Annotated in this window: 20 protein-coding genes; 10 read left to right on the top strand and 10 right to left on the bottom strand. The window is 55.9% G+C overall.

The genetic code is table 11. The annotated features are described in order from the left end of the window. The 5 genes from V7680_RS02265 to V7680_RS02245 all read left to right on the top strand — a co-directional run. The coding region (locus tag V7680_RS02265; protein WP_335651661.1) for a cytochrome P450 at positions 1-559 on the top strand (559 nt) is incomplete at its 5' end. Further along, positions 556-1,248, top strand: coding sequence for a glutathione S-transferase family protein (locus V7680_RS02260; protein WP_335651660.1), 693 nt, complete (start codon positions 556-558; stop codon positions 1,246-1,248). The genes V7680_RS02265 and V7680_RS02260, both read left to right, overlap by 4 nt. Before the next feature lie 57 nt (positions 1,249-1,305). After that, entirely contained in the window at positions 1,306-1,878 is a 573-nt protein-coding gene (locus tag V7680_RS02255; RefSeq protein ID WP_335651659.1) for a cupin domain-containing protein, read from the top strand. Position 1,879: 1 nt separating this feature from the next. Then, positions 1,880-2,770, top strand: a complete 891-nt coding sequence (locus V7680_RS02250) for an NAD-dependent epimerase/dehydratase family protein (protein ID WP_335651658.1) — start codon at positions 1,880-1,882, stop codon at positions 2,768-2,770. 38 nt (positions 2,771-2,808) lie between these two features. Beyond that, a complete protein-coding gene (locus tag V7680_RS02245) occupies positions 2,809-3,777 on the top strand; it encodes a fumarylacetoacetate hydrolase family protein (RefSeq protein ID WP_335651657.1) in 969 nt (322 codons plus the stop codon). Between the two features lie 7 nt (positions 3,778-3,784). Here V7680_RS02245 and pobA read toward each other — a convergent pair whose 3' ends face one another. The 9 genes from pobA to V7680_RS02200 form a co-directional block, all read right to left on the bottom strand. Then, positions 3,785-4,960: a 4-hydroxybenzoate 3-monooxygenase gene (gene pobA, locus V7680_RS02240; RefSeq protein ID WP_335651656.1), complete on the bottom strand. Its 1,176-nt coding sequence runs from the start codon at positions 4,958-4,960 to the stop codon at positions 3,785-3,787. Then, positions 4,957-5,964 carry an aldo/keto reductase gene (locus tag V7680_RS02235; RefSeq protein WP_335651655.1) on the bottom strand — a complete coding sequence of 336 codons (1,008 nt, stop codon included), beginning with the start codon at positions 5,962-5,964 and terminating at the stop codon, positions 4,957-4,959. Before V7680_RS02235 ends, pobA begins: the two co-directional genes overlap by 4 nt. Before the next feature lie 5 nt (positions 5,965-5,969). Next, entirely contained in the window at positions 5,970-6,908 is a 939-nt protein-coding gene (locus V7680_RS02230; protein WP_335651654.1) for a Gfo/Idh/MocA family oxidoreductase, read from the bottom strand. 18 nt (positions 6,909-6,926) lie between these two features. Further along, positions 6,927-7,769 (bottom strand): class III extradiol dioxygenase subunit beta, encoded by an 843-nt coding sequence (locus tag V7680_RS02225; protein ID WP_335651653.1) that lies wholly within the window; start codon positions 7,767-7,769, stop codon positions 6,927-6,929. A 1-nt stretch (position 7,770) separates the two neighbouring features. After that, on the bottom strand, positions 7,771-8,178 hold the full coding sequence (gene ligA / locus V7680_RS02220) for a protocatechuate 4,5-dioxygenase subunit alpha (protein ID WP_335651652.1): 408 nt from the start codon (positions 8,176-8,178) through the stop codon (positions 7,771-7,773). Further along, positions 8,175-9,200, bottom strand: a complete 1,026-nt coding sequence (locus V7680_RS02215) for an aromatic ring-hydroxylating dioxygenase subunit alpha (protein WP_335651651.1) — start codon at positions 9,198-9,200, stop codon at positions 8,175-8,177. The genes ligA and V7680_RS02215 overlap by 4 nt, the downstream gene beginning before the upstream one ends. Further along, complete coding sequence (locus V7680_RS02210; protein WP_335651650.1) at positions 9,197-10,213, bottom strand: amidohydrolase family protein; 1,017 nt, start codon at positions 10,211-10,213, stop codon at positions 9,197-9,199. The genes V7680_RS02215 and V7680_RS02210 overlap by 4 nt, the downstream gene beginning before the upstream one ends. After that, positions 10,210-11,040 carry an NAD(P)-dependent oxidoreductase gene (locus V7680_RS02205; RefSeq protein ID WP_335651649.1) on the bottom strand — a complete coding sequence of 277 codons (831 nt, stop codon included), beginning with the start codon at positions 11,038-11,040 and terminating at the stop codon, positions 10,210-10,212. Before V7680_RS02205 ends, V7680_RS02210 begins: the two co-directional genes overlap by 4 nt. A 71-nt stretch (positions 11,041-11,111) precedes the next feature. Beyond that, a complete protein-coding gene (locus tag V7680_RS02200) occupies positions 11,112-12,260 on the bottom strand; it encodes a LysR substrate-binding domain-containing protein (RefSeq protein ID WP_335651648.1) in 1,149 nt (382 codons plus the stop codon). A 99-nt stretch (positions 12,261-12,359) separates the two neighbouring features. On the opposite strand from V7680_RS02200, the gene ligK reads away from it, so the two are divergent. Genes ligK through V7680_RS02180 form a run of 4 tightly spaced genes read left to right on the top strand, consistent with a single transcriptional unit; the run spans position 12,360 to position 17,173 of the window. Then, on the top strand, positions 12,360-13,034 hold the full coding sequence (gene ligK, locus V7680_RS02195; protein ID WP_335651647.1) for a 4-carboxy-4-hydroxy-2-oxoadipate aldolase/oxaloacetate decarboxylase: 675 nt from the start codon (positions 12,360-12,362) through the stop codon (positions 13,032-13,034). Further along, positions 13,027-14,088 (top strand): 4-oxalomesaconate tautomerase, encoded by a 1,062-nt coding sequence (locus V7680_RS02190; protein WP_335651646.1) that lies wholly within the window; start codon positions 13,027-13,029, stop codon positions 14,086-14,088. Before ligK ends, V7680_RS02190 begins: the two co-directional genes overlap by 8 nt. A gap of 1 nt (position 14,089) precedes the next feature. Further along, complete coding sequence (locus tag V7680_RS02185) at positions 14,090-14,983, top strand: amidohydrolase family protein (protein WP_335651645.1); 894 nt, start codon at positions 14,090-14,092, stop codon at positions 14,981-14,983. Positions 14,984-14,989: 6 nt separating this feature from the next. Next, on the top strand, positions 14,990-17,173 hold the full coding sequence (locus tag V7680_RS02180; RefSeq protein WP_335651644.1) for an FdhF/YdeP family oxidoreductase: 2,184 nt from the start codon (positions 14,990-14,992) through the stop codon (positions 17,171-17,173). A gap of 9 nt (positions 17,174-17,182) precedes the next feature. On the opposite strand, the gene V7680_RS02175 is transcribed toward V7680_RS02180, so the two are convergent. Further along, positions 17,183-17,935, bottom strand: a complete 753-nt coding sequence (locus tag V7680_RS02175) for a siderophore-interacting protein (RefSeq protein ID WP_335651643.1) — start codon at positions 17,933-17,935, stop codon at positions 17,183-17,185. 529 nt (positions 17,936-18,464) lie between these two features. Here V7680_RS02175 and V7680_RS02170 point away from each other — a divergent pair. Further along, the gene (locus V7680_RS02170; RefSeq protein ID WP_335651642.1) at positions 18,465-19,532 is read left to right on the top strand and encodes an aromatic ring-hydroxylating dioxygenase subunit alpha; all 1,068 of its coding nucleotides are present in this window, start codon (positions 18,465-18,467) and stop codon (positions 19,530-19,532) included. Positions 19,533-19,553: the final 21 nt, after the last annotated feature.

The raw sequence follows: 19,553 nt of genomic DNA, 5'->3' as shown, positions 1-19,553 counted from the left end.
GTACGAAGCGGCTGACCGCGGCGAATGTACGCCAGAGGAAGCAGGCAAGATGGTGCGCTCGTTTCTATCCGCAGGAGTTGATACGACCGTCAACGGCATTGGCCATATGGTTTTGGCTTTGGCTAGCCATCCTGAGGAATTCAAAAAGCTTCGTAAGAATCACAAACTCGCGTCTCGCGCGTTCGAGGAGAGCTTGCGCTGGGATTCCACCGTGCAGACGTTTTTCAGGACAACAGCAAAAGATACGGAAGTTGCCGGGTCAAACATTCCTGAAGGATCGAAGGTCCTGCTGTTCCTGGCTTCGGCCAATCGCGATCCGCGCAAATGGGAGGACGCTGATCAATTCCGGATCGACCGCAATGTCAGCGGCCATGTCGGTTTCGGCTTCGGCATTCACCAATGTCTGGGACAGATGGTCGCAAGGCTGGAAGGCGAACTTATAGGTGAAGCACTAGCTAAGCAGGTGTCCGCCATCCGCATGACCGGGGAAGCGCGGCGACGGTTGAACAACACGCTCCATGCTCTAGGATCGTTGCCGGTTGCAATGGAGTCCCCATGACGAGAACCATAGCCAAACTATATTTTGCACCCTCCACCTGCGCACGAGTTACGCTGACGGCGCTGGAGGAGATCGGGCAACCTTTCGAAACCAGGTTGGTCGCGTTCATGGCTGGTGAACACCGGTCGGAAGAATATCTGGCGATCAATCCTTCAGGCAAGGTCCCCGCTCTGAAAACAGAGACGGGGGTCCTGACGCAAAATGGCGCAATCTTGCTCTATCTGGCACAGACATATCCTGACGCAGGCCTGCTGCCTCTATCCGGAGACCCTCATGCAGATGCGTCTGTCGTATCGGCACTATTCCGTTTGTCGAGCGATCTGCATCCACTGGTTACCCGCTTCGTCATCCCCGGGATGATATTGTCCGATCCGGCAGCGTCTCCGCACGTGCGGATGAAAGCCGAGGAAGTGCTGAAGTTGCAACTGGCTCCGATTGCGGCCCAACTGGCCACGCAAGACTGGATGATGGGTGATCGCTGGTCGATCCTCGATGCTTATCTCGCGTGGATATGGTTTCGCATTACCGGCGCGGGTTTCGAGCCGGCGATTTTTCCAACTATCGCTAGCCATTATGATCGGGCCAACGAGCGACCCTCGGCAAAGGCAGCCCTTCTGCGTGAAGCTAGAGCTCAGGAGGAGCTTGCTGCCCGAGGTCTTGCTTTCGTGCCGCCTAATATCAAGAAGTGATCCATCGATATGCCAATGGTATCGAACAACCATCGGCCGAACTAAACAGGAAATAGGATGATGAACCAGAAACCAATCCGTCGCGTCGTTACCGGCCACAATGCCAAGGGGCAGGCCATCATTCAGGAAGATGGGGTCGTGCCACGGATCCAGCGGATCGGTGGAGACACTGGCCCGATGTTTTACGAGGTCTGGAACACCCGCGCGACACCGGCTCCGATTGACCCAAGTTCGGGCGAACCACCGGAAGAAGGGATCATCTTGGCGCCGCCCGCGAACGGAACGAGAATCCGCGTTCTCGACATCCCGCCCGACGATGACAGTTTTGCAGATATGACACCGGAACAGGCAAAGGCCCATTTCGCCGAAATCGGTGCAGCGGACGCATCATCCTTCGAAGGCGAAGGTTCGCGTCATGCCCATATGCACCGCACCGAGACGGTCGATTACGGGATCGTTCTGGAAGGCGAGCTTGTATTGATCATGGACGAAGGCGAAACCACCGTCGGCGCCGGCGATATCATCGTGCAGCGCGGCACCAATCATGGCTGGTCCAACCGCACCGACAAGAATTGCAGGATCGCCTTCATCCTGATCGACGGGAAATTTTCCGAAGAACTGCAGGGCTGAAATGCGGCTGGCGATCACCGGGGCAGGGGGTTTCGTCGGCCGCACGGTCGCCAGCCATTTGAGCGACATGCAATTTTCCGGAGAGGTTCGACTGATTGACCGGGAAATTTCTGATCACCCCGAATTTGAATGTCTCGAGATCGATCTGCTTGATCCGGACGCTTTGGATCGCGCATTGGATGGAGTAGATCGGGTGCTACATCTTGCTGCGCTTCCGGGTGGAGCGGCGCAAGCCCATCCGGCGCGATCACGGGAGATCAATCTCGATCTGTCGCTCAATCTACTTGATCGTCTGGACGGACGACGCTTGGTCTACGCCAGTTCCATTGCGGTTTTCGGTGACCAGTTTCCGCCTGTGGTCGATGACGATACCGCCCCTCATCCCACATCGGTTTATGGCACCCATAAGCGCATGGTGGAACTGGCGTTTGCAGATGCAGCCCGGCGCCAGGTGGCATCGGGGGTCGCTCTGCGGCTGCCCGGGATCGTTGCCAGACCAGGTTCTGCAGAAGGTTTCGGGTCCGCATTTCTGAGCGATATTTTCCACGCGGTGCGTGGCGGCGATGCCTACACGTTGCCGGTTTCCCGGGACGCCACCAGTTGGCTGATGTCGGCTTCTGTCTGTGCCAAGTGTTTGGTCCATGCGCTAGTGTCTGATTTTACCGATGCAGATCCGATAATGCTGCCGGCCGTGCGCGTTTCTATGGGAGAACTGGTTACCTCGGCGGGCCGCCATGGTGATAGCAGCAAGATCAGTTTTCAACAGGATGACGCGATCCAGCGGCTGTTCGCATCCCATCCGCCTCTGACAACCCCGAATGCCGCCAGTCTGGGTTTTGCCAGCGACATAAATCTCGACGGTCTGGTGGACAATGTGTTCGCCTTCGCCTGATCTCGACAAATATTCAAATCCAACCGAAAGACGATGACATGATATTAGCAACATTGAAGACTGCAAATCCGGATGGACAATTGATAGCGGTTTCGCTTGACCATCAACGCTATGTAAAGATCGAAGGTCAGGTTTCCAGTCTGATCGCGGCGAGCGAGCATTGGGGAGACCTGAACGCAAAATTGCAGGATGCGGCCGATCAGCTTGCCCAAGGCGGCGGCGATCCATTGGATGCTTCGCAACTTGCGGCTCCCATGCCGCGCAGCTGGCAGTGGCTCGACGGTTCGGCTTTCTCGACTCATGGCGAACTTATGCAGGTCGCCTTCGGCCTCGATCCGATCGATACCGACCGGCCGCTCATGTACCAGGGCGTGTCGGACCGCTTCTTCGGCCCGACCGAAGATGTGCCTTTGCCCAGCATGGAACATGGCATCGATTTCGAGGGCGAGTTCGGCGTGATTGTCGATCATGTCCCGATGGGCACGTCTGCCGATGATGCTATGCAGCACATCAAGCTGATCGTCCAGATCAACGACTGGTCATTGCGAGCCATTGCTCCGGTGGAAATGAAAACCGGATTTGGCTGGGTTCAGGCGAAACCTGCCTGTTCAATGGCGCCCTTTGCCGTCACTCCGGATGAACTGGGTGAAGGATGGAAAAACGGACGGGTTTGCCTCGATCTGGAAATTGATTTGAATGGCAAGAAATTCGGATCCGCGAACGGTGCGGTTATGGACTTCGGCTTTCACGAACTCGTCGCCCATGCTGCCTTGACCCGTGATCTGGTTCCCGGAACGATCATCGGGTCGGGCACGGTCTCCAACCCCAATTATGCCGAGGTCGGATCCAGCTGCATTTCGGAAGTACGGGCGATCGAGATGATCCGGGACAAGGCGCCGGCAACCACATCGTTCATGGCATTTGGCGATAGCGTCCGGATGGAAGGGCGCGGGGTTGACGGCTCCTCACCATTTGGCGTGATCGATCAGAAAGTCGTCCAGGCCTGAGCGGGCTTCAGACAGGCAGGCCGACATAATTTTCAGCGATCGATTTCTGCGCCGCTTCGCTTTCCGCGATATATTCGAGTTCAGCCACCTGCATCGCCCGTTCGAAGGGGCCGTCATCGGGAAAACGGTGCATCAGCTTGGTCAGCGACCAGCTGAACCGTTCTGATTTCCAGACCCGGGACAGTGCCTTTTTCGCATAGCCGCCGATGCCGTCATTATCGTTCCGATTGAAATAGCCTGTGAAGGCCTCGGATAGATAATGCACATCGGAGGCTGCCAGGTTCAGCCCCTTGGCGCCCGTGGGTGGCACGATATGGGCCGCGTCACCTGCCAGAAATAGCGAACCGTGCCGCATCGGCTCGAACACATAAGAGCGTAAGGGCGCGATGCTTTTTTCCAGCGCAGGCCCGCGGGTGATATTGGCAGCGGCATCCGGACCGAGCCGAACGGCGAGCTCGTCCCACAGCCGGTCATCGGGCCAGTCCTCCAGCTTTTCGGTCAGCGGTACATCAATATAATAACGGCTGCGGGTCTTCGACCGCATCGAGGCAAGGGCAAATCCATTCTCGTGATTGGCGTATATCAGCTCGTCGTGACAAGGCGGCACATCGGCCAATATGCCCAGCCATCCGAAAGGATAGACCCGCTCGAACTCGCGCGAGGCGCTGGCCGGAATGGCTTGCCGCGAAGGGCCGTAATATCCGTCACAACCAGCAATGAAGCGCGCATCGATCCGATGTTCCGCGCCATCCTTGCTATAAGTCAGATAAGGCGCATCGCTCTCGATATCATGCAGCCCGACATCCGAGGCTTCATAGATAATCTGCAGCCCACGCCCCTCGGCCGCCTCCATCAGGTCGCGGGTGACTTCGGTCTGGCCGTAGACCGTGACATGCTTGCCGGTCAGTTCAAACGTGTTGATCCGGATCAGTCGTTCACCGTCCGCAAGGCAAAAGCCTTCCTCGAGCAGGCCTTCCTTGTTGAGCCGCGCATCGAGCCCGAGCCGGTGTAGCAAGTCGGTAGTGATCTGCTCCAATACCCCGGCGCGGATCCGGCCGAGGATATAGTCGGGCGACTGGCGCTCGACGATGACGCAATCTATTCCTTCCGCGCGCAACAGATGCCCGAGCAGCAGGCCCGCCGGGCCCGCGCCAATGATCGCGACCTGCGTCCTGACGCTCATGCCAGTTCTTCACCGGCGAATATTTCCGTGTCGATATGCTCCTGCATCGCAGCCGAATAGCGCGGACCACTGATCGCATCTCCGGAGAACATCTCCTCGACCGCCGCGATCGTTTCTGCGCTCAGCGTGACCGAGGCAGCGCCGATATTCTCTTCCAGATGCGCAATCGAGCGCGTGCCCGGCAAGGCGCCAATGAATGGCCGCCGCGCCAATACCCAGGCAATCGCGAGTTGCGCAGGTGGCAGGCCCAGATCAGCAGCCAGCGCGTTGAACCGTGCTGCTGCTTTCAGATTGTGACTGAGATCGGGCTCGATAAAGCGCGGCATGAACGAACGGATGTCGCCCTTTTCATAGCTGTCATCATGAACCGCATCGGCCAGAAAACCGCGAACTGTAGGCGAGAAAGCGAGAAAGCCGATGTCGAGCTCTGCACATAGATCCAGAACCGCGATCTCCGGATTGCGCACGCACGGGCTATATTCGCTCTGCACCATGGCAATCGGATGAACGGCATGCGCCCGCCGGATGGTCGCAGCCGACATTTCGGAAAGCCCTATATGGCTGATCTTGCCCGCTTCTTTCGCCCGGACCAGCGCGCCGACCGACTCTTCCACCGGAACATTCTTGTCCAGACGGTGCAGATAATAGAGATCGATATGATCGGTATCCAGCCGCTTCAAGGCGCGGTCCAGCGTTCCCGCGATTGCGTCGGGATGCCCGTTCAGACCGCGCTCGCCATCATAAACATCGAGCACGCACTTGCTCGCCAGGGTAAATTCGTCGCGCCGGTGCCCGACATATTTTGCCAGCAAGGGCTCGTTCTTGCCGAAGCCATAAAGCGCAGCAGTATCGAGCATATTGACGCCCAGATCGAGAGCGTGGTTCAACAATCTTCCGGCCTCTTCTTCCGGCGGCGCAACGCCATAGGCGTGGTTGAGGTTCATGCATCCCAGCACGATCGCCGAGAGCCTGAACGGCCCAATCTGGCGCTGACCAATGCTCATCCGATCTAACCCAGCTGGCCTTCAAGATCATGCAGCACCTTGTAGCAAGGAAGCACCTGGGCGACGCTGCTGTTCGGTTCACGGCCTTCGCGGATCGCGGTAATGAATTCGCGGTCCTGAAGCTCGATGCCGTTCATCGAAACATCGACCTTGCTCACGTCGATCACTTCTTCCTTGCCGTTCACCAGATCATCATAGCGCGCGATATAGGTCTCGTTGTCGCCGATGTAGCGGAAGAATGTGCCCAGCGGACCGTCGTTGTTGAACGAGAGGGAAAGCGTGCAGATCGCGCCGCTCTGCGCTTTCAACTGTATCGACATATCCATTGCGATGCCCAGTTCCGGGTGGATCGGCCCCTGAATCGCATTGGCCTGAATGATTGGCCCGGCCTGATAGGCAAAGAGATCGACGGTATGCGCGGCATGATGCCAGAGCAGATGGTCGGTCCAGCTTCGTGCCTGCCCCTTGGCGTTGATATTCTTGCGGCGGAAGAAATAGGTCTGCACATCCATTTGCTGGATATTATAGTCGCCAGCCTTGATCCGGTTGTGCACATATTGGTGCGACGGATTGAACCGGCGGGTGTGCCCGACCATGCAGACAAGCCCGGTTTCCTTTTGCTTGGCCATCACCGCTTCGCAATCGGCCCAACTGTCAGCCAAAGGAATTTCCACTTCGACATGCTTGCCGGCGTCCATCGCGGCGATCGACTGGGCCGCGTGCATCTGCGTTGGCGTTGCCAATATGACCGCATCGACATCGTCGCGCGCGAGCATCTCGTCATAGTCGGTGGTGGCAAAACCGACGCCATATTTGTCGGCCATCGCTCTAGTAGGCTCGAGTGTCCGTCCGACCAGCGCGGTCACTTCGACGCCGTCGATATTCTTCAGGCCATCAAGATGTTTTTCACCAAAGGCGCCGCCGCCTGCGAGTGCGATTTTCATGGGAGTTTCTCCTGGAATTTAATTGTCTGGTTCGAGCACGAGGTGCCCTATTGCGGTGTTGCTGCACGGGATATGATAATGGCGGTGCAGGCATTTTGTCTTTTTGCCGAGCGCGCCGCGCATGATCAACCACATGATCATTTCAATGCCCTCGCTACCCGTTTCGCGCAGATATTCGATATGCGGAATATGACGGGCGGCATCGGTCTCACCGATCATCATATCGAGAAATTTATTATCCCACTCGCGGTTCAGCAAGCCGGCACGCGGCCCCTGGAGCTGATGGCTCATCCCGCCCGTGCCCCAGATTTGCACATTCAGATCTTCGGGGAAACTCTCCACCGCGCGTGCAATGGCCTCGCCCAATGCCCAGCAGCGATTGCCCGATGCGACCGGATAGGTCACGACATTTACCGCCACAGGCACAACCTTGACCGGCCATTTGTCGGGCTGACCGAACATCATCGAAAGCGGTACCGTCAACCCGTGGTCGACGTCCATTTCGTTGATGATGGTCATGTCGAAATCGTCGAGGATAAGGCTCTGCGCGATATGCCAGCCAAGGTCCGCATGGCCCTCGACATCAGGCACAGGGCGCGGTCCCCAGCCTTCGTCGGCGGGTTTGTATGTTTCGCCGCAACCAATCGCAAAAGTGGGGATGATGTTCGCGTCAAAGGCAGAAGCATGGTCATTATAGACCAGCACGATTACATCGGGCTTTTGCTCTTCCTCCCATTTTTTCGTCCACTCATAGCCTTTGAAAATCGGTCCGAAATAGTCGTCCTGGGTCTTGCCCTGATCGACGGCCACCCCGAGCAGTGGAACGTGGCTGGAAGCGACGCCTGCGGTTATCCGTGCCATGTCAATTGCCCTCCCGGATTGATCTATTGCCTTCGGGCGAGCGACCGCCATTCATCATCATATCGCGATATTCGGGAAAGCTCATGTCGGTCATCGTCGAGACCGCTTCGGCAAAGCTGATACCGTCGGTTGAGAATATCTTGCTGAGAAAATAGATATTGCCACCCAGCTCCAGCATCCGGTTATAATCGCGATCGAGTACCGCCTGACGCTGATCATCCGTGATCGGCCATTCCGACAGATAGGCCGCTTCATCGGCTTTCCAGCGATCGCGATTTTCTGCCTTCATCAGGCTCATCGCGAACTGGTTGAGATGATAACCCCGCCGTGCGCGCGTCGCCGTGAAGACCCGCGTGCCGGGGATGTCCTCGAATTCGGCGAGATATTCGTGAATATCCTGAATGCTCATTGCCCGCTCTCCGACTTTATGATTTTGCTGATCATCTGACGCGCGCGCACGCCGCCCTGATCGATATTATAGGACTGCATTGATAGATGAGGATTGGCCGCCAGCGATTTTTGCTGGGCCTCCAATATGACAATATCCTCATCGAAAACGCCATTTTGCTGCTGCCGGAAACGTGCCCCAAAACCGGGGTCGTCAACGCGGAAATCGCGCGCCATGCCCCAGAAATAATGACAATTTTCCTCGTCTTGCGGGGTCATGAAATCGACGACAAAGCCGCGAACGCCCTGATCATGTTTTTCCAGTGTCGCGCCTGCCTCGACCGGGGCCACTCCGACGTCGATCATCACCGCTGCCGGTGCGATAAATTCGCAGATTTGCCAGCGGTCGACCTGACCCTCTTTGCCCAGAGCACCCTTCCAGAAAGGAGGTGGATCAATATCCGGTATCCAGCGTTCGACAAACACGCGATCTTCCGTTTTGCGAGTATTCAGCGGCGTTTCCATCAATTCCTGCTGCCCGATTGAACCCCCATGGACATAAGTTTCATGGGTAAGGTCCATCAGGTTATCGATGAGCAACCGGTAGTCGCACTGGATGGAATTATAACCGCCATCGAAGCTCCAGCCATCTGCTGAACAGGGCCATAGATCGGGGATATCGGCTGGATCGCCTTTATCCTCGCCCATCCATATCCACACGAACCGGTGCTGTTCGTGTATCTGGAACGTTTGCGTGCAAATCCGTTTGTTCACCGGATCGGATTTCAATGGCATCTCTTCGGCAATTCCATCGGGTCCGATTTTCAAGCCGTGATAGGTGCAGCGAATGGAATCGCCTTCCTTGATACCCATGGACAAAGGCAGCATGCGGTGCGGGCATGCGTCGCGCATGGCCACCACTTCGCTATCGAGTTTGCGCCAGAGCACGACCGGCACGCCCAATATCGTCCGCGCCAGCGGTTGCGGGCCTACTTCATAATCCCATCCGGCGACATACCAGGCGTTTTTTATCCAGGTGGTCATAGCCCTCGCTCCTTCAACTGCGCATCCAGCCGCGGGAAGACACGACGGGCATTGCCTTCAAATATGGCATGGCGTTCTGCATCGGATATATCGAGCGCATCGACATAGCGTTTGGTGTCGTCGAAATAATGGCCGGTTTGCGGATCGATGCCGCGCACAGCACCGACCATTTCGCTGCCGAACAGGATATTCTTGTTGTCGATCACATCGGCCAGAAGATTGATGCCGGGCTGATGATAAACGCAGGTGTCGAAGAAGACATTGTTCATCAGATGCGTCGAGAGATCCGGCTGTTTTAGCATATCGGCCAGTCCGCGATACCGGCCCCAATGATAAGGAACAGCGCCGCCGCCATGCGGAATGATCAGGCGCAATGTCGGGAATTCCCTGAACAGATCGCCCTGGATCAGCTGCATGAAGGCGATGGTATCGGCCGCGATATAATAGGCACCGGTTGCGTGCATCGCCGGATTGCAGCTGCCCGATACATGGATCATGGCCGGCATATCCAGTTCGACCATTTTCTCGTAAAATGGGTACCAGAATTTGTCGGTAAGCGGCGGGTGTTCGAATTTCCCACCGCCCGGATCGGGGTTGAGGTTGCAGCCGATGAAACCCATATCAGCGCAACGCTGAAGCTCGGCGATCGAGGATGTCATATCCGCTTCCGGCGACTGCGGCAGCATGCAGACCGGTGCGAATGTCTCGGGATAAAGGCCGGCCACTCGCGCGATCAGATTGTTGCAAACTTCGGCCCATTGTACCGCAACGCTCTGGTCACCGACATGCGGAGCCATGGCCGATGCGCGCGGGCTGAAGATGGTCATGTCGGCGCCACGTTCTTTCAGCAGGCGCAACTGATTGGCTTCGATTGTCTCACGGATTTCATCGTCGGAAATTTCGGGGTAGGGCGGTGCTACTTTCCCGGCAGCAAATGCCGCCTTCTGTAATTCCCGCCACTCGTCATGGGCCTTTGGCAAGACGGTGTAATGGCCGTGGCAATCGATGATCATGGCATTTTTCCCATAATTGCAGCTAATTTGGCTTTCAGACCTTTTGGCACGGGAGAGATTTCCAACTCTCCGATCGACTGTTGCCAGCCCACCGTCCCCTCGGTCAGCATTGGCGACACTCCAAGCGCGAGCAATGTCTGCGAGGATTCATACATCTCGGCGGAGCGCCGCAGGCCATGGGCCAGCATCCGGTCGAGCCGATAGTCCGCCTGTTCCGACCAGTCATTGCCGAAGCTCGCCAGCACCTCGTCGGTAACACCGGCCTTTTCGCAAGCGATCAGGCATTCTGCGGTCAAAGCCTCCACGCCTTTGTACATCACCGAGCGCAGCATCTTGATGGTCGATGCCCGCCCGATATCATCACCAACGATACGAACATTGGTGAAACCCAGAGCGACCAGCGCTGCTTTGCCGTCTTCCGAATAAGGGCCGGACACGAGTAAAGGAACCGCTAGCCGCGCTGGATCAACCGGTGACATGATCGCAACGTCGACATAACGGCCGCCTGCGCTCTCAATCACATCAGCCGCGTCGCGTTTTGTCTGGGGCGCGACAGAATTCATGTCAAAATATAAGCTTCCGGCGGCCAGATAGGGGGCGGCATTTTGCGCCGCAATCAGAGCCTGATCCGCTGTGACGACACAGATGGCTTGCGCGCTCTCGTCCAGGGCAGCCTCGATCGAAGCGCAGGCTGTCACACCATCTTTGGCGAGAAGCGCCTCGAGCGGCTTCAGATCATATACCCGCGCCAGCGACTGCCAGCCTGCTGCCCGCGCAAAAGTCCGGCCAGCTTCGCCATATCCAATCAAGGCCACAGGGTTTGTCATGGCCGCAAGTCTAGGCATTTCCGGAGGACAAGCTAATCGGAAGGTTGTTTTGGCTATAAGTTTTTGTTAACTCAGATGGCTTTTGATATCGCTTTCAAGATCGTCAGAAACTTTTCCTGCATCGCGGTTGGTCGCCATTCTGTGCGCGTTGTAACGCCAATATTGCGGGTATATCCTTCCGGAATACTGGCGATTTTGACGAGCCACCCGGCTTCCAGTTCGACGGCGACCTGATCGGGGGACAATAGTGTCAGAAAATCGCTTTCGATCAGGATCTGACGGATGGTGATCACCGAGCCGCAGTCTATCGGAACCTGCGGCAGCGGTATCGATAATTTGTCGAACATGCGGGCCCATCCATCGCGCAGCGGCGTTCCGGCAGCGGGAATGATCCAGGAATATTGCGCAAGCTTTTCGAGCGACGGTTCGTCGGACAGCGCCGGATGGCCTTTGCGGCCAATGACCGCCGGATGATCGTCGAACAAAGGTTGTTGGGCAACATCCGGTCCGGGCGAGGGGGCCCGCATCGCACCGATCATCAAGTCGATGTCACCATCGCGCAACGGCTCGATCAATTCGTGAAATGCACCCTCGATGATGTTGATCGCGACATCGGGATGTTCGCGGTGAAAGGCAGCGACCGCTGCCGGTAATATGCGCGCGCGCGACAGCGGCATCGCTCCGATGGTGATCCGGCCGGTCTCGCGACCCAGCAAGGCGGCAAGCTCGCTCAGCCCAGCTTCGAGTTCGGCCCGGGCGAGGCGAAAACGCCGCGCTGTCCGCCTGCCTTGATCGGTGAGCGCGACACCTTTGCCGCGCCGCTCGACCAGTTTGCGCTTCAGAACGACGGAAAGATCGCCAACCGCCCGGTGCAGCGATGGCTGAGCCAGGCCGGTCTCGTTCGAAGCCGCCGCATAGCCGCCTGCATCCGCGAGGGCGATCAGCGCGCGGAGCTGGGTCATCGTCACCCGCGGGGAAATGATATGCGCGAGCGCGGTTTCGACCCTGGGGAAAAGCAGATGGCCGGCTTCGGTTGCAACCATGCCTTCGGTTCTCCGCTCGAACAACAACTGGCCGAGCATTGCTTCCAGTTTCGATAATCCCTGCGTGATGGCAGGCTGACTGATATGGATGGCTTGCGCCGCCGCAGAGATGCTGCCCAAACGGCCAATGGCTACGGCGGCACGCAGGTGGCGAAGGTTGAAATCTGAAATATTCATTTCAATAAGGATTAGCATATTCTTATAGGCGTTGCATAGTTCCGACTTGCTTGTTTGCGCGCAACCTTTGTAACCTTCAGACAAATCAAGGAGTCCGGCATGGCCAATATCGTAGTTCAAAATATCGAGCGTGCTGACCTCGCTCTCGTCGACGGTCTGGCAAAATGTGGTGTCGCGACAGTCCATGAAGCACAGGGCCGGACCGGGTTGATGGCCAGCAATATGAGACCCATCTATACCGGCGCAAGAGTAGCCGGAACGGCGGTGACCATATCGGCCGCACCGGGCGATAACTGGATGATACATGTGGCCATCGAACAATTGCGAGATGGCGATATATTGGTTCTGGAGCCAACCAGCCCGTGCGAGGACGGTTACTTCGGAGACTTGCTGGCGACGTCAGCGCAGGCACGAGGCTGTCGCGGCTTGATCATCAATGCCGGCGTCCGCGACATCCGCGACCTGACCGAAATGGATTTCCCGGTATGGTCCAAAGCTGTGTTCGCGCAAGGGACCGTGAAAAACACGCTTGGTTCGGTGAATGTCCCGATTGTTTGCGCGGGAGCAGTCGTAAATCCGGGTGATGTCATCGTCGCGGATGATGACGGGGTCTGTGTTGTGCCGCGTCAAGATGCTGCAGATGTGCTGGAAAAGGCGCAGGAACGGGAAGCCAACGAGGAAGCAAAGCGTCAGAGGCTAGCCAGCGGAGAGCTGGGTCTCGACATGTACAAGATGCGCGAAAGGCTGGAAAAGGAAGGCCTCAAATATGTTTGACGCGCAGTCTGGCGTTCGCTGCATGTGGATGCGCGGAGGGACGTCCAAAGGCGGCTATTTTCTTGCAGATGACCTGTCCGCGGACACAGCAAAGCGCGACGCATTTCTGCTTCATATCATGGGATCACCCGATCTTCGTCAAATCGACGGGATGGGCGGTGCTGATCCGTTGACGAGCAAGGTCGCCGTAGTGCGCAGATCGCAGCGTGAAGGAGTGGACGTCGATTATCTGTTCCTGCAGGTTTCTGTCGCTCAGGCTTTGGTTTCTGACCAGCAAAATTGCGGCAACATCCTCGCGGGTATCGGTCCATTTGCGCTCGAGCGCGGCTTGGTGATCCCGACCGGTGCAGAAACACGGGTGGTCATCTATATGGAAAATACCGGGCAAACCGCTGTGGCCACGGTGCAGACTGCGGGCGGCCGGGTGCAATATGCAGGTGACGCCAGCATTGACGGCGTGCCCGGCACACATGCCCCGATTCCACTCGAATTTCGTGACACTGCGGGTTCCACTTGTGGAGCGCTGCTCCCGACGGGCAATGCACAGGACGAGATTGAAGGCGTGTCATGCACGTTGATAGACAATGGTATGCCTTGCGTTGTGATGAAGGCCGCCGACGTGGGTATCACCGGATATGAGGATCGCGAGAGCCTTGATGGCAACAACGATTTGAAAACCAGAATTGAGGCGATCCGGCTGGCTGCGGGCCAGCTTATGAACCTCGGCGATGTCAGCGAGAAAACAGTTCCCAAATTGATGCTGGTTGCGCCACCGAGAAACGGAGGGTCCGTGACCGTACGCAGCTTCATTCCGCATCGTGCGCATGCATCGGTCGGCGTTCTGGGCGCGGTCAGCGTTGCTACCGCCTGCCTGATCGAGGGATCTCCTGCTGCGAAGGTAGCCAATATAACGGATGGTCGGGTCAAAACATTGTCCGTCGAGCATCCGACCGGAGAATTGACCTGCGTATTGGAAACCGATGCGGAAGGAAATGTCATTTCCTCGGCACTGCTGCGCACAGCACGCAAATTAATGGACGGGATGGTATTTTGATATGAGCGCAGAAGAGAAGGTTGATCGCATCATTAGTTGGCATGCAAATCCGTCAAAGCCGAAATTTCAATTGCCGGAAGGAGCTGTCGATGCCCATTGCCATGTCTTTGGTCCGATGGCGAAATTCCCGTTCAGCTCCAAAGCCAAATATCTGCCGGACGATGCGGGGCCCGAACAGCTTTTTGCACTTCGCGATCATCTCGGATTTTCGCGCAATGTGATTGTGCAGGCAAGCTGTCACGGTACGGATAACAGCGCGACTTTGGACGCAATCAGGCTGTCAAATGGCAAGGCGCGCGGTGTAGCCGTTGTCGATCCGGCGATCACGGAAGAGGAACTCGCGGCGCTTCACGATGGTGGAATTCGCGCTGTGCGGTTCAACTTTCTCAAGCGGCTTGTGGACGATGCGCCCAAGGACAAGTTTCTCGAGATGGCATCGCGCCTCCCCGATGGATGGCATGTCGTCATCTATTTCGAGGCCGATATTCTGGAGGAAATGCGCAGCTTTATTTCAGCAATACCGGTTCCGGTTGTCATCGATCATATGGGCCGTCCCGACGTCAGCCAGGGGCCTGACGGCAAGGACATGCGTGCCTTTCGAAGCCTGCTGGAATCTCGCCCGGATATCTGGTTCAAGGCCACGTGCCCCGACCGGCTCGATGCCGGCGGATATCCGTGGGCGGATTTTGTCACCTCGGTTTCGCCTTTAATCGCGGACTATCCGGACCGCTGCCTGTGGGGTACGGACTGGCCGCATCCCAATATGCAGGATGATATTCCTGACGATGGTCATCTCGTCGATATCATTCCCCAGATCGCGCGGTCACCTGCCTTGCAAAAAAAGCTGCTGGTTGAGAATCCGTTGAGACTATACTGGAGCGATGAATTTGGATGATTTGACATGACAAAAACGATGGTCGGCGGTGGTCCAAAAAAGGTTCTCTATACGCTCAATACCGTTCGGCGCATCGGACTAACAAAAACGGCGAAAGCATTGAACGCCAAAAATGCATGCAAGGCCTGTGGTCTTGGCATGGGCGGTCAAATGGGAGGGATGACCAACGAAATTGGTGAATTTCCTTCGGTATGCAACAAAAGCGTTCAGGCGCAGTCAACCGATATTCAACCTGCTATTCCCGAAGAAATATTTGCGCATGATATTGCTGAACTTGAGGAACTGTCTGCTCGTGAACTGGAGCATCTCGGCAGGCTAGCCAATCCAATATTCAAAGCCGCCGATTCCGATAAATTCGAGACGGTAAGCTGGGATTTCGCTATCTCTCATATGGCCAAGCGTTTCAAAGAGACGGACCCGGATCGCAGCTTCTTTTATAGTTCGGGCCGGTCATCGAACGAGGCCGGGTTTCTGTTCCAGCTGCTCGCCCGCGCCTATGGCACCAACAATGTCACCAACTGTTCCTATTATTGTCATCAAGCGACCTCGGTTGCGATGGAAACGACGATCGGGACGGGGACGTCCACAGTGGAACTGGCCGATCTCAAGAAAAGTGACTTGGTCTTTGTTATCGGTGCAAATCCCTCTTCGAATCATCCGCGTTTCATCCATCTGCTAAAATCGGTTCGTGATCGCGGGGGGCAGGTGATCATCATCAACCCGGCCAAAGAACCCGGCCTCGTCAAATTTGCTGTGCCTAAAAGCCCTAAATCCATGCTGAAAGGCGGCGACGAGATAGCGTCGCTATATCTGCAGCCACGGATCGGAACGGATCTGGCTCTGTTCAAGGGGATTGCCAAAGCCATTGTCGAGGACAATGCACATGACGAAGCCTTCATTGAACAATATACCGAGGATGCAGATGAATTCTTGGCTGATTTGGCAAGTCTAGCTTGGCCAGAAATCGAAACCTGCTGCGGCATATCCAGGGATCAGATTGTTCAGGCGGCGCGGCTCTACTCCAAAGCCCGGTCAGCGGTATTTGCCTGGGGAATGGGAATGACCCACCATGTAAACGGCGTCGAGAATATCGAATATATTTCGAACCTAGCACTGTTGCGCGGGATGATCGGACGGCCCGGGGCAGGGCTGCTTCCGCTGCGCGGGCATAGTAATGTGCAAGGCATTGGGACGATCGGCGTAAAACCGGTTTTGGCGAAAGAAATCATTGCCGAGATTGAAAAACAATCCGGGATCACTTTTCCGATCAAAAAGGGCCTCGATACACTCGCAACGATGGAGCAAGCCGCAGCCAGGAATATCGATGCGGCTCTGATCATGGGGGGCAATCTTTTCGCGGCTACGCCTGACAGCAAGGTTGCCGCACGATCTTTGACGAATATCGGGTTCAAAGCATTCCTGACAACAACGTTGAACAAAGGGCATCTTGCTGGAGCTGCAAGCGGAGAGACCCTCATTTTGCCGGTCACTGCCAGAGACGAAGAATGGGAACCGACCACTCAAGAATCGATGTTCAATTTTGTCCGGTTGAGCGATGGCGGCATAAAGCGGCACGATAACGTCCGGCCCGAGGTCACGATATTGTCGGATTTTGGCGAACGGCTGCTTCCCGACAGTCCCATCGACTTCGCTGCCTATAGTGATCACAATACAATTCGAGAGGCGATAGCGGCCACCATCCCCGGCATGGAAGAGCTCAAGGATATTCACATCGCCAAGCGGGAATTTCATGTTCAGAACCGGATCATGCATGAACCGGTCTTCCACACTCCCACCGGTAAGGCGCAGTTTGTTGTCCGGTCTATGCCTTTAGCAGGTGCAGCAACGATTCCGATGCCTTTCACGCTCGCCACAATCAGGAGCGAGGGCCAGTTCAACAGTATCATTTACGAAGAGAAGGACAGCTATCGTCAAACCGAGACGCGCTGGTGCGTTCTGATGAACCCGTCGGATATCGACAGACTGCAATTTGAAAAGGAAACAAAGGTAACGATGCGTTCCGAGACGGGAGAGATGCGGGGCCTCACCGTCTATCCGTTCGACGTTCCGGCTGGCAATGTTCTGGCTTATTATCCTGAAGCCAATATATTGACCACGCGCGCGACTGACCCCCGCAGCAAGACACCTTCTTTCAAATCGGTTCCGGTTGAACTGTTCATAGAACCCTAAGTCGCCGCTTCAGGCCTCGGCCTCGGAGTCGGCGCGTTTTGCCTGCTTATGTTCATCCTCGACCAATCCGCGTTTCCAGTAACTGGAAATGTAAAGCTGTGCTGGTCCAAGCTGCTGCTCGACGCGGAGATATTGGCGCAGTAGCTTCATTGCCTCAAATTCGCAGGCGACCCATGCATAAGTCAATTTATCCACAGCGGGGAGTTTGCGCGCCGCATCGCACAGGAGGGGTGGATGGGCACCAAGCTCGGCATCCACGATCCAATGGATGTTCAATCCGGCAGGTTTGGCAATGTCCTGCTTGTCCGCAGCGTCACGGATGAGGAGGATCGCATCTCCTGTTGCATCGCTTGGCAAAGCTTCAAGATTGACCGAAATCGCGGGCAATGCTGTCATATCTCCCACCAGTAGAAATGGACCGAGGCCATCGGGCAACGACTTTGCCGCGCCAGGACCACCGACTTTGATTTCGTCGCCCACCTTCGCATTGATCGCCCAGTTCGTCGCGGGACCCGATTCTCCGTCCGAACCATGCAATGCAAAGTCGACATCAATACCAGTATCTGACTGGCTGCGTATGGTATAAGTCCGCACGATGCGTTTATCCTCTGCTTGGCCAGGCGGCATGATCTTGACGTAGCCGCCAGCCTGACCCTCTGGAAATCCCGCCAGACCAGCACCGCCAAGCGTCACGCGGTGCATGTTGGGTGTAACGCGGAAGCTATCTACTACTGTCAAATTACGCGGTTCTGGTCGTGCCATGGTTTTTCCGTTGGTTGGAGTTTCATTCTTCTTTGGTGCATATTAAAAGATAGCGACGCTTATAATGCTTTTATAATGCTTTTTTCGGCTTGTGTCCGGTCAGATTCTTTGTTGATTTTTTACACTGGGGTCAGTGCGATATTATTCAGTGAACTTTCATTGCTCTGGTGTGATCCCACTCTCTCATGAACCGTCCAGCTAGTCTTTCATGCGCTCTCGATATAGGCTCTCTAGCGGCCCGGCCCGCTGAACGGGTGCGGTAGGGTAGGCGGTATTTCCGCAAATGCGACCTGTTTGAGCTTCGAACTATCATGGCCAATAAAATCGTAAAAATTGATAATCTCAATAAGAACTATTGCGCCTGTTAATGCCTCAATCTGGCCGTTGCATGCTACACGCTATAAGTGCTTCTTATATGAGTCATGACGTAAAACACTTTGTTACAGCCTGCCGCATGCGGTTAGTATTCTGGGAAAGAAGTGATTATCTCATGGCCTTGGCGTGAAAATAGAAAATATTGGAGAGTGACTTGGCTTACCCTTTTTCTTCCGACCAGACGATGGTTCGTAACCGTTGGTACATCGCCGCCTTCGGCGATGAAATAACCCGCGAGCCGACGGAGCGGACTATATTGGGAAAGCCCGTTGTCTTCTACCGCACCGAAGCCGGGAAGCCTGTGGCTATGTACGGGATTTGTCCTCACCGTTATTTCCCGCTCGCGCAAGGTAGGCTGGAAGGCGATGCCATCGTATGCGGCTATCACGGGTTCAAATTCGACTTTGACGGCAAATGTATTGAAATCCCGTCGCAAGGAACCGGCGCCGGATTTTGCCAGCCATCCTACCGGATCGAAGAGCGCGGGTCTTTGTGCTGGATTTGGATGGGCGACCCCGATATTTGCGACCCCGCCTCGATCCCGCCCTACGAAGATTTCGGCCTCGACCAGCCGGGATGGTATGATAGCTCGTATAATTATTGCCACATCAATGGCCGGTCACAGTTGCTCGTCGACAATCTCCTGGATCTGACCCATCTACCCTATGTCCATCATCATATCCCCGGTGCGGAAGGCATGAAAGATCCAAAGCTGCGCGAGGAAGAGCGCAGCGGGTTTTTCAACCTCATTCGGGAGATGCCGCTTCGATGGAATCCGTTTCATGAACTAATTTACGGAAATGAGGCCAAGTTCGAGGGCGAGGCTTGGGTCGAAAATGCATCGGCAGTATATGGGCCAGAATTAATCAGAACCGGGCTCGGCACGATCCAGTCTATTGATGGCGATACGAATGTTCCTCCGGAACTCGGCACTATCCACATATTGCATGGCATAACGCCGGAAACCGAAAACTCGGTGCACTATTTCGGATTTTCCACGCGTGATTTCCGGCTGGGCGACAAGGGCCTGGACGAGTTCCAGCTGAATTCGGACGTTAAAATCCGAGGGCAAGACAAGGTCGCGATTGAGGCCGTTGAAGCGCGGTTGGACAAGTCAGCGGCATTTCAACGTGAGCTTCTGGTGAAATCCGACACGGGCGCGGTCAAGGTCAGAAAAATGATTCAGGCCATGCTTGATGCTGAAGTCAGTCAACCCGCATGAGGGAAGAAATCTCGACTTGCG

This window comes from Parasphingorhabdus sp. (assembly GCF_036963705.1).
Classification (GTDB): Bacteria; Pseudomonadota; Alphaproteobacteria; order Sphingomonadales; family Sphingomonadaceae; genus Parasphingorhabdus.
Note: the sequence above shows the minus strand (reverse complement) of the source record. Positions and strands in the feature narration are given on the sequence as shown.

Excerpts from the sequence above, each read along its gene's own strand:
- V7680_RS02255 (WP_335651659.1), top strand. The coding sequence starts at position 1,306 with ATGATGAACCAGAAACCAATCCGTCGCGTCGTTACCGGCCACAATGCC.
- V7680_RS02225 (WP_335651653.1), bottom strand. The coding sequence starts at position 7,769 with ATGGCACGGATAACCGCAGGCGTCGCTTCCAGCCACGTTCCACTGCTC.
- V7680_RS02235 (WP_335651655.1), bottom strand. The coding sequence starts at position 5,964 with ATGAGCATTGGTCAGCGCCAGATTGGGCCGTTCAGGCTCTCGGCGATC.
- V7680_RS02230 (WP_335651654.1), bottom strand. The coding sequence starts at position 6,908 with ATGAAAATCGCACTCGCAGGCGGCGGCGCCTTTGGTGAAAAACATCTT.
- V7680_RS02245 (WP_335651657.1), top strand. The coding sequence starts at position 2,809 with ATGATATTAGCAACATTGAAGACTGCAAATCCGGATGGACAATTGATA.
- V7680_RS02180 (WP_335651644.1), top strand. The coding sequence starts at position 14,990 with ATGACAAAAACGATGGTCGGCGGTGGTCCAAAAAAGGTTCTCTATACG.
- pobA (WP_335651656.1), bottom strand. The coding sequence starts at position 4,960 with ATGAGCGTCAGGACGCAGGTCGCGATCATTGGCGCGGGCCCGGCGGGC.
- V7680_RS02260 (WP_335651660.1), top strand. The coding sequence starts at position 556 with ATGACGAGAACCATAGCCAAACTATATTTTGCACCCTCCACCTGCGCA.
- V7680_RS02185 (WP_335651645.1), top strand. The coding sequence starts at position 14,090 with ATGAGCGCAGAAGAGAAGGTTGATCGCATCATTAGTTGGCATGCAAAT.
- V7680_RS02210 (WP_335651650.1), bottom strand. The coding sequence starts at position 10,213 with ATGATCATCGATTGCCACGGCCATTACACCGTCTTGCCAAAGGCCCAT.
- V7680_RS02215 (WP_335651651.1), bottom strand. The coding sequence starts at position 9,200 with ATGACCACCTGGATAAAAAACGCCTGGTATGTCGCCGGATGGGATTAT.
- ligK (WP_335651647.1), top strand. The coding sequence starts at position 12,360 with ATGGCCAATATCGTAGTTCAAAATATCGAGCGTGCTGACCTCGCTCTC.
- V7680_RS02200 (WP_335651648.1), bottom strand. The coding sequence starts at position 12,260 with ATGAATATTTCAGATTTCAACCTTCGCCACCTGCGTGCCGCCGTAGCC.
- V7680_RS02190 (WP_335651646.1), top strand. The coding sequence starts at position 13,027 with ATGTTTGACGCGCAGTCTGGCGTTCGCTGCATGTGGATGCGCGGAGGG.
- ligA (WP_335651652.1), bottom strand. The coding sequence starts at position 8,178 with ATGAGCATTCAGGATATTCACGAATATCTCGCCGAATTCGAGGACATC.
- V7680_RS02175 (WP_335651643.1), bottom strand. The coding sequence starts at position 17,935 with ATGGCACGACCAGAACCGCGTAATTTGACAGTAGTAGATAGCTTCCGC.
- V7680_RS02250 (WP_335651658.1), top strand. The coding sequence starts at position 1,880 with ATGCGGCTGGCGATCACCGGGGCAGGGGGTTTCGTCGGCCGCACGGTC.
- V7680_RS02205 (WP_335651649.1), bottom strand. The coding sequence starts at position 11,040 with ATGACAAACCCTGTGGCCTTGATTGGATATGGCGAAGCTGGCCGGACT.